The organism is Nonomuraea sp. NPDC059007, assembly GCF_042740555.1.
GTDB lineage: Bacteria > Actinomycetota > Actinomycetes > Streptosporangiales > Streptosporangiaceae > Nonomuraea.
This window is the reverse complement of sequence record NZ_JBHYJD010000073.1, coordinates 26,433-41,599: the sequence shown is the minus strand read 5'-3', so window position 1 is coordinate 41,599 and position 15,167 is coordinate 26,433. Positions and strand designations below refer to the sequence as shown.

The following is a 15,167-nucleotide window of genomic DNA, read 5'->3' as shown; positions in this document are numbered from 1 at the left end:
TTGCTACGAAGGATCACGCGATGGCCGTTCTCATTTCACGACGCCACACCTGTTGACCAGGTCAAACTCGTACACCACTTCCGTGGACGCAACCGCTCCGGCAAGTCTGGTCGAGCGCCTGCCCACGTGGCTCAAGACCGCCAAGAACCGTGCCGAGATCTTGCGGACGATCGAACGTATGCGCTCGACGCTGCCGGGTGGCGGGATCCCGCAGCCGTAGTGGGGCGCCTACGACAGGAGTGGTAGACCCCTCACGCTCCGCCGCACCACTCCGCTCACCGAACACGAGACAGACCCCAGTCGTATCATCGATGGTGTGACTCAGCAGGTGTGGACTGTAGCGTGGTGGCGCTCCGGTTGGGGCGTCTGGCCAGGCGAAGAACCCGACATCACCACCGAGCCCGCATACACCACCCTCAACCTTCCGCACAGCGCATCAGAGGCAGCCGGACACTGGGCACTCGGCGTGATCCCCCACGGTTCAGGATCGGTTCGTTGCCAATTCGGCGGAGACCCCGACGGCGCAGCCAGATGGCAAACCTGGATCGAGGACCAACGCGCGATCCGCCGCCGACGCCGCCGCCGACTCTGGCTCTTCTAGACCGCCTACGTGATGTCCCGGGCGTTCTCGCAATCCACCGACTTGGTCTGTTGGTCGGTGGCCCGGAACTCCTTGCCCGTGTCGAACGTGCCCGCCTGCGACACCTCCGCCTTGTACCGCCCTGACTTGCACGGCGACAGCGCATACGAATAGACGTGCTCACGTCCTGGCAGCTCGTGGAACTGCTCGTAACCGGCCTTGAACCACTCCCCGCCGAACCGACCTTCCCGGTATTACACCTGGATGTCGGTGAGTTGAGTGGCGATGACGTCCGGCTTCGAGCACTTCTGATGAACCTGCACCCGTATCCGGGGAGCCGCACTGCCGAAGCGGACCGCCTCTATGGCCACCTCCTGAAAGCAGCCGACCGCCGTAGCCGGACGCGGCGGAGGCGGATCAGTCGTGCTACCAGCGCAGCTTTCCGGGGCCACGCCAACAGCGGCAACCGCCAGCACCAAGAACTTGAACCTTGCAACGGGCACAGTTCGCTCCCTTCCTGGGCTCAATGCCACCCCACGACTTCGCCGGGCAGGCCGCCAGGGCAATCCCCGGCCCGTGCACTCCCGCCTCTGCCGAACGTGACAGCGGCCCCGATGACGACCCCTGATCCAGCACCACCACAACCACCGACACCCGCCCAAGGCAGACCCGGCAGGGTCAGCTACATCAGCCGCGCGCAGCACTACCGAACTGGACGGCACTATCACGCCACCCGCTCAAGACGACCATCATCGCGTTGACGTCGAAGGCCCTCACTCCCAAGTCCGCGCTAGGACTCCAGGTGAATCACCGTTTCTTCACTGGATAGAGCGACCTTGACGCGCCGGTTGCTGCTCACACCGGGAGCTGTGAGGGTACGCCGCATGTTCCCGCGGGTGCACACTGAACCCGACGCCCAGCGCCTGGGGATCCAGCCCAAGACGACCTCATAGAGAAAGTGATGACCGAGCAATGGGCCTGACCAACGCTCAATGGCGCAAGGCCCGTCGCAGCGCCGACAACGGCGGCAACCGCGACGAGGTTGCCGTGATGAGTGGGGCCAAGGAAGGCCACACCGTTAGAACCCTGGCCCCGACAAGGTGCTGTTCTTCACCCCCGCCGGGTGGGACGCCTTCCGGCTTGGCGAGGGCGAATTCGACGACCTGAGCTGATCTCCCAGCTCAGTCGCCACCTTCCTCAAGAGATACTTGCGTCCTTTATTGGAGCCCTGAGACACCGACGGGGCTCTCGCATTGCGAGAACATCCCCACCGGGAGGTGTCACACGCGCCAGGGCCTACGGTGTTGAAGGAGCGATGCTGCCTGGGCACCTATACGCCCTGGCCGCGACCCTGCTGCTGTCGGTAGCGGTTCTTCCTGGCCGAGCCTCCTGACACACCGGGTGCCGAGGCCACTTCCTCAGGGATCGCCCGCCCCGGCGCAACAACAGGACGCCGGCCACGCGGGGAGCGCGAGGGTTCTCCCTCGCCCGGGGTGTGGGGCAGAGCCCCACTGTCACAGCCCGACCTCCAAAGCGCGAAGCGCTCCGAAGGGGAGGACCGCGCCCTCAGCCGGGCCCGAAGGCCCGAGCCTTTCAGCGACGCCGCCGGCGCCACAGCATGATGGCCGCCCCCACCACCAGTACCGCCCCCACCCCGATCAACACCGGCGCCAAGCTAGGCGGCTCGTCGTCCCACAGGTGGTCCGGGTCGTCCTCGATGCGGACCGGCCGGGCCGTGAAGCCGAGGGCGTCGCCGACGGACGTGGCGATGTGCCCGGCTCTGCTCCGAACGTCGGCCACCGTGCGTTCGGCGACGCGCTTGGGGCTTACCCGGTCGGCGATGGCGTCGACCGTACGCGCGAGCTCCGTGCGCGTTTGCGCGATCCGCCGCTCCATCTCGTCCGGGTCGGTGTCAGCCATGGCTCTCCTCTCGCAGGCGATCAGTCTGTCAGGTCAGGTCACCGTACGGCACGCCGGGCAGGCCGGTAGGTTCTGGGTCATGACCGAAACCAAGCTGGCAGCTGGTGACGCCGCGCCGGAGTTCGACCTTCCCGCCGCCGACGGCAGCACCGTCTCGCTCGACTCGCTGCGCGGCAAGCGGGTGATCCTCTATTTCTACCCTGCCGCGATGACTCCGGGCTGCACGAAGCAGGCCTGCGATTTCCGCGACAATCTGGGGCAGCTGACCGCGGAGGGCTTCGTGGTCCTCGGCGTGTCCAAGGACAAGACCGACAAGCTGGTCAAGTTCACGGAGCGGGACGCGTTGACGTTCCCGCTGTTGTCGGACCCTGAGCTCGCGGTGCACAAGGCTTACGGCGCGTACGGCACGAAGAAGCTGTACGGCAAGGAGGTCGTGGGCGTGATCCGCTCGACCTTCGTGATCGACGCCGACGGCAAGATCGAACAGGCCCTCTACAACGTGAAGGCCACCGGCCACGTGGCGAGCCTGAAGAAGAAGCTGGGCCTGGACTGAGGGGCGCGGAAAACCCGTGCTTCCGGTCGCCTTGGGGCAGCTAGAATACGGGAGTTCCGCTACTGCAGCAGGGACGCGGGCGTGGCGAAATCGGCATACGCGGCAGGTTTAGGTCCTGTTGGTGGAGACACTGTGGGGGTTCGAGTCCCCCCGCCCGCACACCCCACCACGGACAAAGATCGGGCCGGGTGGCGCTTCCTCTTCGCCACCCGGCCCGACGTCGTGATCATGATCGACCATCACGATCTCCCTTTACCCGCCTCTGAAAGGCGCTCCCAGGAAGAATCCTGCCGGAAGGCCGGTAAGGCGGGTGTTAAGAGCCGTTCATGTCAGACCTGGGTCGTACGGCGTGTTCCACCTCCAGGCGGACAGAGCGCCTGCGGGTGGTACGTATCGTGAGGATGTGTTCGGCAGGTTTCGCGCGTGGTCGCAGCGCCACGACAAGCTGGTCGATGCCCTGTGGGTGTCGCCTCTTATTGGCCTGTGTCTGTTGACGGCGGTGCCGTACAGCAATCTCAGACCTGAGGACCCTGGCGCCTACATCTCGATGGGCGGCTATGTGGGGCTGTCGGCGATCCTGCTGCTGCCGCTGCTCTGGCGCAGCTCGCGGCCGGTTCCGGCGTTCGCGGTGATCGCGTCGATCAGTTTCGCGCAGTGGCTGCTGAAGCTCGATCCGATCCCGGCCAACCTCGCGGTGCTGGTGGCGTTGTTCTCGGTCGCCTACCGGGCGCGTTTCCTGTGGGCGGCCCTGGCCGGGCTGGTGGCCGAGCTGGGGATCTTTCTGGCGCTGGTGCACTGGGACAGTCCGTCGCTGGGGATGTTCACCACCGGGACGATCTTCGTGGCGACGATCTGGCTCACCGGCATCTACGCCAACACCCGGCGGCGCTACCTCGTCAGCCTGGAGGAACGGGCCGAGCGGGCCGAGCGGGAGCGTGACCAGCAGGCCAGGATCGCGGCGGCGGCCGAGCGCACGCGGATCGCGCGGGAACTGCACGACGTCGTGGCGCACAACGTGAGCGTCATGGTGGTTCAGGCGGACGGCGCCGGGTTCGCGATCGACGCCGATCCTGAGCAGGCGCGGCTGGCCGTACAGAACATCTCCAGGACCGGGCGTGAGGCGCTCGCGGAGATGCGCAGGCTGGTGGGGGTGTTGCGGCAGGACGACGCGGCCGGCACCGACTACCTGCCCCAGCCGGGTCTCAACCAGCTCGAGGAGCTGGTCAGGGGCGCGGGCGTACCGGCTGAGCTGCAGGTTTCCGGCGCGCCCGGCGAACTGCCCGAGGGGCAGCAACTCGCGGTCTACCGGATCATCCAGGAGGCGCTCACGAACGCGCTCAAGCACGGCGGCCCGGCCGCCAAGGCGCTGGTCGAGCTGAGGTACGGCAGAGCCGAACTCGTGGTCAAGGTCACCGACGACGGCAGGGGCGCGGCGGCACCGGCGCGCGCGGGCGGCCACGGCCTGGTCGGCATGCGCGAACGCGTCACCATGTACGGCGGCGCCGTCACGGCCGCACCCAGGCCGGGCGGCGGCTTCGAGGTGCTCGCCCGGCTCCCGATCCAGACCCAGAGGGCGGCCTGAAGCATGATCCGGGTGATGCTGGTGGACGACCAGCAGTTGCTGCGCACGGGCTTCAAGATGGTGCTGTCGGCCCAGCCCGACATCGAGGTCGTGGCCGAGGCGGGGAACGGCGCGCAGGCGCTGGAGGTCCTGGAGCACACCGAGGTGGACGTGGTGCTCATGGACGTACGCATGCCGACCATGGACGGCGTCGAGGCGACGGCCAGGATCAGCGGCCCGAAGGTGTTGATGCTGACCACGTTCGACCTGGACGAGTACGCGTTCGCGGCGCTGAAGGCGGGCGCGGCGGGGTTCCTGCTGAAGGACGTGCCTCCGGCGGACCTGGTGACGGCGATCCGGCAGGTGCACGCGGGCGACGCGGCGATGGCGCCGAGCACGTTGCGGCGCGTGCTGGACAGGTTCGCCGCGCATCTGCCGTCGGGCGAGGTGGCGGCGGTGAAGGAGCTGACGCCGCGTGAGCACGAGGTGCTGCTGATGGTGGGGCGCGGCCTGTCGAACCTGGAGATCGCCGCCCGACTGGACGTGGCGGAGGCCACGGTGAAGACGCATCTCGGCCGCATCCTGGCGAAACTGGGGCTGCGGGATCGCGCGCAGGTGGTGGTGTACGCCTACGAGGCCGGCCTGATCGTGCCCTCGAATCGGCCAAAAGGCTGACCGCGGTCATCTCAGGGGGCACATGAAGTCCCTCCTCAGGGGTCATGGATCTCGAAATTTCCGCCCATAGCGTGGGTCGAGTTCGAAGAACCACGACCCAGGAGTGAACGTGACCCTCACGGAGACACGGCGCCAGGCCCCGCCGGCGGTGGTGGCCAGAGCCCTGACCAAGGTGTACGGCCAGGGCGACGCCCAGGTGCACGCCCTGAGCGGCGTCGACGTGTCGTTCGCGACCGGCGCGTTCACCGCGATCATGGGCCCGTCCGGCTCGGGCAAGTCCACGCTGATGCACTGCCTGGCCGGTCTGGACAGCGCGACCAGCGGCACCGTGCACATCGGTGACGTGGAGCTGACCGGACTCAGCGACAAGCAGCTGACGTTGCTGCGCCGCGAGCGCATCGGCTTCATCTTCCAGGCGTTCAACCTGCTCCCGACGCTGACCGCGGAGCAGAACATCCGGCTGCCGCTGGAGATCGCCGGCCGCCTGGCCGACCAGCAGTTGTTCGACCGCGTGATCGCGACCGTCGGGCTGAAGGACCGGCTGTCGCACAAGCCGAGCGAGCTGTCCGGCGGCCAGCAGCAGCGTGTGGCGGTGGCCCGCGCCCTCATCAGCAAGCCTCAGGTGATCTTCGCTGACGAGCCGACCGGCAACCTCGACTCGCGCAGCGGCGCCGAGGTGCTGTCGTTCCTGCGGACGAGCGTGCGCGAGCTGGGCCAGACGATCGTCATGGTCACCCACGATCCGGTGGCCGCCTCCTACGCCGACCGCGTGGTGTTCCTGCGCGACGGCGCCCTGATCTCGGAGCTGGCGCAGCCGTCCCCGCAGACGGTGCTCGACACCCTGATGAAGCTGGAAGGGTGAGCGGGGTGCTCAAAACGGCTCTGGCCGGCCTGCGCGCGCACAAGCTGAGACTGCTCCTGACCTCGCTGGCGATCACCCTCGGCGTGGGGTTCATCGCGGGCACGTTCGTCCTCACCGACACCGTCGACGCGGGCTTCTCGCAGAAGGTCACCGCGGAGGCCGACAAGGTCGCGGTCGCCGTACAGTCCAAGGACTCCGAGAAGCCGCTGCCCGCCGCGCTGCTCGGCAAGATCAAGGAGGTCCCCGGCGTCCGGGACGCGCAGGGTCTCATCCGTGGCTCCGCTCCCCTGCTCGGCAAGGACGGCAAGGCCGTCGGCGACCTGCCGACCACCGCCATCTCGATCCCGACCGGCGAGCTGGCCCGCGCCACGATCGTCAGCGGCACCGGCCCGGGCAACGACGACCACGCGGCCGTCGTGGACAAGAACACCGCCAAGGCGCAGGGCATCAAGCCCGGCGACACCGTCACCGTGCTCGACCACCGCCAGGCCAGGCACGACTTCAAGGTCATCGGCATCCTGGACCCCGGCCTCGACCAGGAGCTGGGCTTCACCGGCGCGGTCGGATTCACCACGGCGACGGCGGAGCGGATGACCGGCGCCAAGGGCTTCACGGAGATCGACGTGGCCGGGGAAGACCCCGCGGCGCTGAAGAAGGCGGTCGCCGCGGTGGCCGGCGGCGCCGTGGTCATGACCGGGCAGGAGCTGGCCGACCAGATGGCGAAGGCCGCGGGCGTGTCGACCGACATGATCACCGCGGGCCTGCTGCTGTTCGGCCTGATCGCCATGCTGGTGGCGGCTCTGGTCATCTACAACACCTTCAACATCCTCATCGCCCAGCGCACCCGCGAGATGGCGCTGCTGCGCTGCATCGGCGCCACCCGGCAGCAGGTGTTCGGCTCGGTGCTGTTCGAGTCGGTGATCGTCGGCGTGGTCTCCTCGGCGCTCGGCCTGCTGGCCGGCTACGGGCTCGGCGCGCTGGCGATGACGCTGCTGGCCGCCTTCGACGCGCCGCTGCCGACCGGCGCGGGCGTGTCGCTGGCGCCGAAGACGATCGCGATCGGCCTGGCGGTCGGCATCGTGGTCACCGTGGGCGCGGCGCTGCTGCCGGCCCGAGGGGCGACCAAGGTGGCCCCGATCGCCGCGCTGGGCTCGCAGGTGGAGGAGCAGACGTTCCGCGCCGGGGCGCTGCGCATGGTCTTCGCCGGGCTGTTCCTGCTGGCGGGGGCGGGTACGACCGCGGCCGGGGTGATGATGAAGCCCGGCGAGATGGTCTCGCTGTTCGTCGTCATGGGCGGCGGCGCGCTGACGTTCCTGGCGGTGCTGATCCTGGGACCGGTGCTGGTCAAGCCGCTCAGCGCGCTGGTCGGCTGGGTGCCGGGCAAGCTGTTCGGGGTGCCGGGCAGGCTCGCCGTGGACAACTCGGGCCGCAACCCCAAGCGCGCCGCCACCACGACGGTCGCGCTGACGATCGGGGTGACACTGATGACGCTCATCTCGGTGATCACCGCGTCCACGCGGGTGACGATGGACGCCAAGCTCGACAACCAGTTCCCCGTCGACTACATGATCATGACGCAGTCGCGCGAACCCACCGTCCCCCGGGAGGTCGCCGAGAAGCTGCGCGCCCTGCCCGAGCTGAGCGCGGTGGTCTCGATCCGCGAGGACACGACCAAGGTCGGCGGCAAGAAGTTCGACGTCGGAACCTGGTCGGGCCCGCTCAAGCCGGTCGTCAAGAGCGGCACCATGGACGGCTTCGGGCCGGGCCAGGTGGCCCTGACCGACTATCTGGCCACGGACCTCGGGGTGAAGACCGGCGGCACGATCACGGTGAAGGGCGAGCGGCTCAAGGTGGTGGCCCTCCTCGACGGCGAGGAGACGCCGCTGCCGAGCGTCACGCTGCCGGAGGCGTCCTTCGACAAGCAGTTCACCGGCGCGCTCGACTCCCGTGTGATGGTCAACATCAAGGACGGCGTCGCGCCCGAGCAGGCCCGCAAGCTCGTCGAGGCGGCCACCGCCGCCTACCCGACGGTCCAGGTGCAGAGCTCCACCGACGTGCGCGGGCAGTTCGACGACGCGCTCGACATGGTGTTGATGATCATCACGGCGCTGCTGGGGCTGGCCATCCTCATCTCGCTGCTCGGCATCGCCAACACGCTCTCGCTGTCGGTGCACGAGCGCACCCGCGAGTCGGCCCTGCTGCGGGCGCTCGGCCTGACCCGGCCGCAGCTGCGCCGGATGCTCTCGGTCGAGGCGCTGGTGCTCGGGCTCATCGGGGCGCTGGTCGGGGTGGTGCTCGGCGCCGTCTTCGGCTGGGCCGCGGTCAAGGCCATGATCGACGGCGCGGTCTACCAGCTGCCGATCGGGCAGGTGCTGCTGTTCGTGGCGCTGTCGGGGGTGGCGGGCGTGCTCGCCGCGGTCCTGCCCGCGCGCCGCGCCGCCCGCGCCTCGATCGTCGGCTCGCTGGCCGCCGGCTAGCTCATCGGGGGGTACGGCCCGGCCACTGCTCGGCGACCGTTTCCGGGTCGAGCAGTGGCCGGATCGCCACCTCTCCGGTGGCCCCGTCGATGACGATGCAGCCGCCGCCGACGCTCTCGGGCAGTTGGACGGGGTCGGCGGGTTCGAGCTCCCTGACCCAGGCCACATACCCCTCGCGGAAGGCGTGGAGCCCGACCGAGACCGCCTCGTCGGCCGGGCGGACGCCGTTGAAGTACTCCTCCGCGACCGCGCGGGCCTGGTCGAGGTTCACCGCGGCAGCCCCTGCCGGTCGACGACCACGCAGAACACGCCCGTCACCGTCGTGTACGGCGGCTCGACCGCCATGTGCCCACGCTGCGCGTCCACCCAGATCACCTCTCCCGACATGTTGACGGCGTTCCAGGCGTGGGCGCCGCCGCCCGGCCAGCGCACCACCAGCACCGCCGCCGCCCCGTGCCCGGCTTCCACCAGCCGCCGCGCGATCAGCGGGTAGGCGTGCCGTCCCTGTCCCGCGCACTCGAATCGCTGGCCGACCCAGCGCTCCATCCTGGCGATGCCGCCGTCCTCGCCGGTGAGCAGCGGACGGCCGACCTTGTCGTACTCGGGCAGCCGGGGCGCGGCCGCCGCGGGCTCGCCGTGCCAGGTGGACAGCACCGCCAGCGCGCAGTCCACGGCGTTGCCGGCGCGGAACGGGTCGTCGGCCGGGCCCTCGCCGTTGATCAGCCGGATCCAGGTGCCGCGCGGATCGGGGAACCGGCTGCCGGACGGGAGCGCCCGCATCAGGTCCTGCTCGACCTGCGGGTCGGGGTGCGCCAGCCCGCCCGGCATCCCGTACGGCCGGCACTCGGCCAGCTTGGGCGGCCGGTCGGGCAGGTCGAACCAGTCCTCCCCGGTGAAGTCGTCAACGCTGCCGGGCAGCGCCGCGTCGGCGGCCAGCTCGTAGTCGCGCCAGCGCACGCCGTCGGCGACCAGCGGGTTGTAGTGCCCGCCGGGAAGGCTCCACCGGTTGCCGGACTTTCGGTCGCGGAACACGACGCCCGATCGTAGAGGCCCGGTCGCTCTGAGTCAGCGAGTTGCCCGATTCTCTCGAACCCAGCTCGCCGGCAGCACGGCGCCGACCGGGCGCCCGGCGAGGAGTTCACCGTCCCGGACGAAGCCCTCGGGACGGCCGCGCAGCCGTTCCACCAGCATGCCCCGCCACGGCCCGCCGACCGGCAGCTCGCGCAGCTCGTCCGGGTCCTCGGCCAGGTCGAACAGCTGCTCGCGCCCGTCACCGCTGCGCCAGAGGTACTTCCATCGCCCGTCGGTCAGCCAGTGCACGCTCCCGGCCCGCGCGGAGATCACGTGCTCCCCGTGCAGGACCGGGCGGGGCGGCCCGGACACCGCGTCGCGCCCCTCCACCCCGGCCGGGACGGGCAGCCCGGCGGCGGTCAGCAGGGTCGGCATGACGTCGCGCAGTTCCACCACCCGCGTGTCCACTCCGGGCGCGATGCCGGGCCCGCCCAGGATGAACGGGATGCGCGCCGAACCCTCGTAGGGCAGCGACTTGCGGTAGAGGTGGTGGTCGCCCATCAGCTCCCCGTGGTCGGAGGTGAACAGCACGATCGTGTTGTCGGCCCCCTCCTCGGCGAGCACTTCGAGGATGCGGTTCACCTGCTGGTCGATGTGCGACATGTGCCCGTAGTAGCCGGCTCTGGCCCGCTGATGCCGTACGGCCGGCAGCTCCAGGTACGGCGAGGCCGGATCATACGGATTCCCGCTGTCGCCCCACATGTCCCGGGCCCACTCCCCCACCGGAACCGGCGGCATCTCGCGCCCCAGATACTGCTCGAAGGCCCAGGCGGGCGGGTCGTACGGCGGATGCGGCCGGTGGAAGCTGGCAAAGAGGAAGAACGGCCGCGAACGATCCCGGGTCCGCAGGAAGTCCACGGTCCGCTGGGTGACCCAGTTGGTCGGGTGCTGCCACTCGGGCTTGTCCCAGGGCCTGGCCACGGTGCTGTTGCAGTCGACGCCGTGCTCGGCGTAGTCCGCGTCGGCCCGGCCGGTGGCCGCGCGCAGCCAGGGCACGTAGTCATCGATGTTGGCCAGGTCGTCGGCGTGCCGGCGGGCGTGGTGGAGGTAGCCGTCGTGGAGTTCGACGCTTTCGAAGCCGAGGGTGTGCCGCTCGGGGTGGACGTGCATCTTGCCGATGGCGTGGGTGCGGTAGCCGTACTCGGTGAAGGCGCCCGCCAGGGTGGTCTCGTAGTCCCAGGGGACGCCGTCGGCGTACCCGACGCGGCCGTGGGTGGTGGCGCGCTGGCCGGTCATGAGGGAGGCGCGGGCCGGGACGCAGGTGGGGTTGGCGGAGTAGGCCCTGGTGAAGCGGCGGGCGCCGGAGGCCCAGCGGTCGATGAAGGGCGTCTCGACGACGGGGTGGCCGTCGATCGACAGGCAGTCGCCCCGCCACTGGTCGGTGAAGATCACCAGGATGTCAGGCTGTGCCACGGTGGACGAGACTCCAGTTCTGGAACAGGACCCGGCCGGGGCCGGGGTCGCTCAGGCGGTCGAAGAGCAGGTCGGCGGCGGGGGTGAAGTCCATACGATCGGGTTCGACGAACGTCACCCGGGTGTCCGGTTCGTGCACGCCGCCGACGGCGACGATCGCCACGTCGTCGGGCACGCGCAGGCCGAGGCTGCGCGCCGCCCAGCAGGCGGCGACCCCGGCCGAGTCGCTCAGCGCGAACACGGCGGTGGGCCGGTCGGGCCGGTCGAGGAGCGCGAGCGCGGCGTCGTGCCCGCGTTCCCAGGAATTGTCCGTGTACGGCATGAGCCACTCCTCGGGCAGCTCCCCCAGCACATTCCGATAGGCCTCGAAGCGCACCGCCCGATAGTCGTCCTGTCCCTCGCCCGGCCAGCGGCGCAGGCAGGCGATGCGCCGATGCCCGGCCCCGGCCAGGTAGCGCATGGCCTCCTCGCAGGCCTCCAGCTCGTTGCTGCGGACCACGTCGAAGCCGTCGGGTTCGATCCCGTTGCCGAACACCAGCAGCGCCAGGCCCATCCCGACGAGCGGTTCGAGCCTGGCCTGGTCGAAGCCGCGCCGGTGCCACAGGTCGATCGCGGCCCCGTCGGCGACGTGCCGGCGCAGGTAGCCCTCCCAGTCGCCTTGAACGAACATCGCGGTCGCGTACCCGTGGCGCTCGGCCACCGCCGACAGGTCGCGGGCCAGCGCGGCGGCGAAGGGCGAGCCCGGCCGCCGCGGCACGACGTACACCTGCTCGGTCCGCCCCCGCCGCAGCCCGCGGGCGGCGAAGCTGGGTGAGTAGCCGAGTTTCGCCGCGGCGGCGAGCACGCGCTCGCGGGTCTCCGGCCTGGCGCGGCCGTCGTCGCGTTTGTTGAGCACGTAGGAGACGGTCGCCACCGAGACCCCGGCCAGGCGAGCGACGTCACGGACGGTCGGTTTGGGCGGCACACCCCATTGTTAAACGTTTAACGCCAGGCCGTCAACGGCCCTCTCTCAGCCCACGCGCACGGAGATCGTGTGCCACCCGCTCGCGCCGTCCGGCGCCACCGGCGCCTTCTGTTCGGTCTGCGTACGGCCCGCCGCGTCGGTGGCCCGCACCTGGATCGTGTGCTCACCCGGCGTGGCCTGCCAGTCAAGCGCCCACTGCCGCCAGGTGTCGGCGGTCGGCGCCTGCGCCAGCCGCGCCTGCTGCCACGCGCCGCCGTCCACCCGCACCTCGACGGCGTCCACGCCGGTGTGCTGCGCCCACGCCACCCCCGCGATGGTCGTACGGCCCGCCGCCACCTTGGCCCGGTCCCTCGGCAGGTCGATACGCGACTGCGTCTTGATGGGCCCCTTGGCCGCCCAGCCGCGCGGCGTCCAGTACGCCTCGTCCCGGTCGAAGCGGGTGACCTTGATGTCGACCACCCATTTGGTGGCCGAGACGTACCCGTACAGGCCGGGCACGACCTGCCGGACCGGGAAGCCGTGCGTCAGCGGGAGCGGCTCGCCGTTCATGCCGACGGCCAGCAGCGCGTTTCTGCCGTCCATGACCACGTCCACGGGAGTTCCGCAGGTCCAGCCGTCGTCGGAGGTGGACAGCAGCATGTCGGCGGCGCTCTGGACACCCGCCTCGCGCAGGATCGCGGCCAGGGGCACGCCGAGCCAGCGGGCGTTGCCGGCCAGGTCGCCGCCGACCTCGTTGGAGACGCAGGTGAGCGTGACGTCGGCCTCGGTGAGGGGGCGTTTGAGCAGGTCGGCGTAGGTCAGCTCGATGGGGCGGTCGACCATGCCGTGGATGCGCAGCCGCCACTCCTTGGGGTCGATCCTGGGCAGGATCAGGGCGGTGTCGACCCTATAGAAGTCCCGATTTTTCGTGACAAAGGGGGTGAGGCCGTTGAGCCGGAAGTCCACGCCCTGCGGGAGCGGCGCGGCGGGTGTGGCCGCCTTCGGCAGGACGAGGCCGCCGCGGGCGGCGTCGATCGCCTCGGACCCGGACCAGGCCCGGCCCAGGAAGGTGGAGGCGCCCGCGACCACCACCCCACCGGCCGCCCCGACCAGCAGCCGCCGCCGGTCGAAAGCCATCTCCGGCCCATGAACAGTAGGCCACTCGGACGGCCCGTCACCTGCCGGTCCATCCCCCGCCGGCCCGCCACCTTCCGGTCCGTCCCCGGCCGGCCCGCTACCGGCTGACCTGATACCGGTCGCTCCGGAGCGGGCCGGGTCCCGTGCGGGCGCGGGGGCCATCGTGTAGGCCCGCCGTACCAGAAGGCCGAGTGCCCAGATCCCCACCCCGAGCCCGGCAACGGTCGGCAGCACGTCGGCCGGACCGGCGTCGGGACGGGTCAGCACCGCCCACACCCCGACGACGGCGAAGGCGGCCAGCCCCGCCTGGCCGTACCCGATCCGCCGGGTCGCCAGCACGCCGAGACCGGCGGCGGCCGCCGCGAGCAGCACGAGCACCCCCGCGACCAGGACGGTCTTGTCGTTCTCGCCGAACGTCGCGATCGCCCAGTCCTTGACCGGAGCGGGCGACAGGTCCACGACCGCGTCGCCCACGGCCACCACGGGAAAGGCCTCGGGCCGCACGACGGCCGCGACGAGCTGGGCCACGCCCAGCGCCACGGCCCCGGCGACGAGCCCGGCCAGCGCTCCCGCCCACGCGGGAACCACATTTCTACGCACACCCCGACGCTACGCCAGCGCGGGGGTGGCGGATCTTACGCCCTGGTTACGAGGAGTTCGCGGACGATCGGGTCGAGGGCGCGGAACGCGCGGCCCCGGTGGCTGATGGCGTCCTTCTCCTCGGGCGAGAGCTCGGCCGCGGTACGGCTGCCGCCGTCCGGCACGAAGATCGGGTCGTAGCCGAAGCCGTGGGACCCGCGGCGCTCGCGGATCAGCCGGCCGGGCAGCGTGCCCTCGACCGCGCGCGTCTCCCCGGTGGGCAGCGCGAGCGCCGCCGAGCAGGCGAAGTGCGCGGTCAGCAGCGGGTCGGGCACGTCGCCCACCTGGGCGAGCAGCAGGTCGATGTTGGCCTCGTCGTCGCCGTGCCGGCCCGCCCAGCGGGCCGAGAAGACGCCGGGCATGCCGTTGAGCACGTCGACGCAGAGCCCGGAGTCGTCGGCGACCGCGGGCAGCCCCGAGCCCTGGGCGACCGCGACGGCCTTGAGCAGGGCGTTCTCCTCGAAGGTGACGCCGGTCTCCACGACGTCCTCGATCTCGGGGAACTCCTCAAGACCGACGATGTCGAAGCCGGCGAGGATACGCCGCAGCTCGGCGATCTTGCCCTTGTTGCGGGTGGCCAGGATGATCTTCACGCGCGCAGTGCCTCCTGCTGGTGGAGCGTCAGCTCCTCGCAGCCGGTGACGGCCAGGTCGAGGAGCTGGTTGAGGGCGTCGCGGTCGAAGGGCACGCCCTCGGCGGTGCCCTGCACCTCGACAAAGCTGCCCTCGCCGGTCATGACGACGTTCATGTCGGTCTCGGCGGCGACGTCCTCGGTGTAGCAGAGGTCGAGCATCGGCACCGTGCCCACGACGCCCACCGAGACCGCGGCGACCGAGCCGACCAGCGGGTCTCCCGGGCACATCTTGCGCTTGCGCATCCACGCGACCGCGTCGGCCAGCGCCACGTACGCGCCGGTGATGGCGGCGGTACGGGTGCCGCCGTCGGCCTGCAGCACGTCGCAGTCGATCAGCACCGAGTTCTCGCCCAGCGCCTTGTAGTCGACGCAGGCGCGCAGCGAGCGGCCGATCAGGCGGGAGATCTCATGGGTGCGCCCGCCGATCTTGCCGCGGACCGACTCGCGGTCGTTGCGGGTGTTGGTCGCGCGGGGCAGCATCGCGTACTCGGCGGTGACCCAGCCCTGCCCGCTGCCGCGCCGCCAGCGCGGCACGCTGTCCTGGACGGAGGCGGCGCACAGGACCCTGGTGCCGCCGAACTCCACCAGCACGGAGCCCTCCGCGTGGGTGAGCCAATCGCGGGTGATCGTGATCGGGCGGAGCTGGTCGGGAGTACGGCCATCCTGTCGAGACATGCAGATCACCCTATCTCCGTGGGCGTA

General features: G+C 70.5%; 14 protein-coding genes and 1 tRNA gene. 7 read left to right on the top strand and 8 right to left on the bottom strand.

All coding sequences use genetic code 11. The annotated features are described in order from the left end of the window. The first annotated feature begins 82 nt into the window (after window positions 1-82). Window positions 83-220 (top strand): hypothetical protein, encoded by a 138-nt coding sequence (locus ACFWY5_RS53900; protein WP_379639743.1) that lies wholly within the window; start codon window positions 83-85, stop codon window positions 218-220. Between the two features lie 1,953 nt (window positions 221-2,173). On the opposite strand, the gene ACFWY5_RS53895 is transcribed toward ACFWY5_RS53900, so the two are convergent. Further along, window positions 2,174-2,500: a DUF3618 domain-containing protein gene (locus tag ACFWY5_RS53895; RefSeq protein WP_184965813.1), complete on the bottom strand. Its 327-nt coding sequence runs from the start codon at window positions 2,498-2,500 to the stop codon at window positions 2,174-2,176. A 79-nt stretch (window positions 2,501-2,579) separates the two neighbouring features. On the opposite strand from ACFWY5_RS53895, the gene bcp reads away from it, so the two are divergent. The 6 genes from bcp (at window position 2,580) to ACFWY5_RS53865 (ending at window position 8,628) form a co-directional block, all read left to right on the top strand. After that, complete coding sequence (bcp, locus tag ACFWY5_RS53890) at window positions 2,580-3,053, top strand: thioredoxin-dependent thiol peroxidase (RefSeq protein ID WP_379609185.1); 474 nt, start codon at window positions 2,580-2,582, stop codon at window positions 3,051-3,053. 75 nt (window positions 3,054-3,128) lie between these two features. Further along, window positions 3,129-3,212, top strand: a tRNA-Leu gene (locus tag ACFWY5_RS53885). A gap of 244 nt (window positions 3,213-3,456) precedes the next feature. Continuing rightward, complete coding sequence (locus ACFWY5_RS53880; protein ID WP_379639741.1) at window positions 3,457-4,635, top strand: sensor histidine kinase; 1,179 nt, start codon at window positions 3,457-3,459, stop codon at window positions 4,633-4,635. A gap of 3 nt (window positions 4,636-4,638) precedes the next feature. Further along, window positions 4,639-5,289: a response regulator gene (locus ACFWY5_RS53875; protein WP_379639740.1), complete on the top strand. Its 651-nt coding sequence runs from the start codon at window positions 4,639-4,641 to the stop codon at window positions 5,287-5,289. 109 nt (window positions 5,290-5,398) lie between these two features. Further along, complete coding sequence (locus ACFWY5_RS53870; protein ID WP_379609182.1) at window positions 5,399-6,151, top strand: ABC transporter ATP-binding protein; 753 nt, start codon at window positions 5,399-5,401, stop codon at window positions 6,149-6,151. 5 nt (window positions 6,152-6,156) lie between these two features. Further along, window positions 6,157-8,628, top strand: a complete 2,472-nt coding sequence (locus ACFWY5_RS53865; protein WP_379639739.1) for an ABC transporter permease — start codon at window positions 6,157-6,159, stop codon at window positions 8,626-8,628. A 1-nt stretch (window position 8,629) separates the two neighbouring features. Here the strand turns inward: ACFWY5_RS53865 and ACFWY5_RS53860 are convergent, their stop codons facing one another. From ACFWY5_RS53860 to rph, 7 genes are read right to left on the bottom strand one after another with little or no spacing between them, the layout of a single operon-like run. Then, entirely contained in the window at window positions 8,630-8,899 is a 270-nt protein-coding gene (locus tag ACFWY5_RS53860) for a hypothetical protein (RefSeq protein WP_379609180.1), read from the bottom strand. Next, window positions 8,896-9,660: a toxin glutamine deamidase domain-containing protein gene (locus ACFWY5_RS53855; RefSeq protein WP_379639737.1), complete on the bottom strand. Its 765-nt coding sequence runs from the start codon at window positions 9,658-9,660 to the stop codon at window positions 8,896-8,898. The genes ACFWY5_RS53860 and ACFWY5_RS53855 overlap by 4 nt, the downstream gene beginning before the upstream one ends. Window positions 9,661-9,693: 33 nt before the next feature. Beyond that, complete coding sequence (locus tag ACFWY5_RS53850; RefSeq protein WP_379639736.1) at window positions 9,694-11,112, bottom strand: arylsulfatase; 1,419 nt, start codon at window positions 11,110-11,112, stop codon at window positions 9,694-9,696. Next, a complete protein-coding gene (locus tag ACFWY5_RS53845; protein ID WP_379639735.1) occupies window positions 11,099-12,076 on the bottom strand; it encodes a LacI family DNA-binding transcriptional regulator in 978 nt (325 codons plus the stop codon). The genes ACFWY5_RS53850 and ACFWY5_RS53845 overlap by 14 nt, the downstream gene beginning before the upstream one ends. Window positions 12,077-12,121: 45 nt before the next feature. Beyond that, window positions 12,122-13,792 (bottom strand): molybdopterin-dependent oxidoreductase, encoded by a 1,671-nt coding sequence (locus tag ACFWY5_RS53840; protein WP_379639734.1) that lies wholly within the window; start codon window positions 13,790-13,792, stop codon window positions 12,122-12,124. A gap of 35 nt (window positions 13,793-13,827) precedes the next feature. Beyond that, the gene (gene rdgB / locus ACFWY5_RS53835) at window positions 13,828-14,424 is read right to left on the bottom strand and encodes an RdgB/HAM1 family non-canonical purine NTP pyrophosphatase (protein ID WP_379639732.1); all 597 of its coding nucleotides are present in this window, start codon (window positions 14,422-14,424) and stop codon (window positions 13,828-13,830) included. Continuing rightward, window positions 14,421-15,140: a ribonuclease PH gene (rph, locus tag ACFWY5_RS53830; RefSeq protein WP_379609173.1), complete on the bottom strand. Its 720-nt coding sequence runs from the start codon at window positions 15,138-15,140 to the stop codon at window positions 14,421-14,423. The genes rdgB and rph overlap by 4 nt, the downstream gene beginning before the upstream one ends. Window positions 15,141-15,167 lie beyond the last annotated feature (27 nt).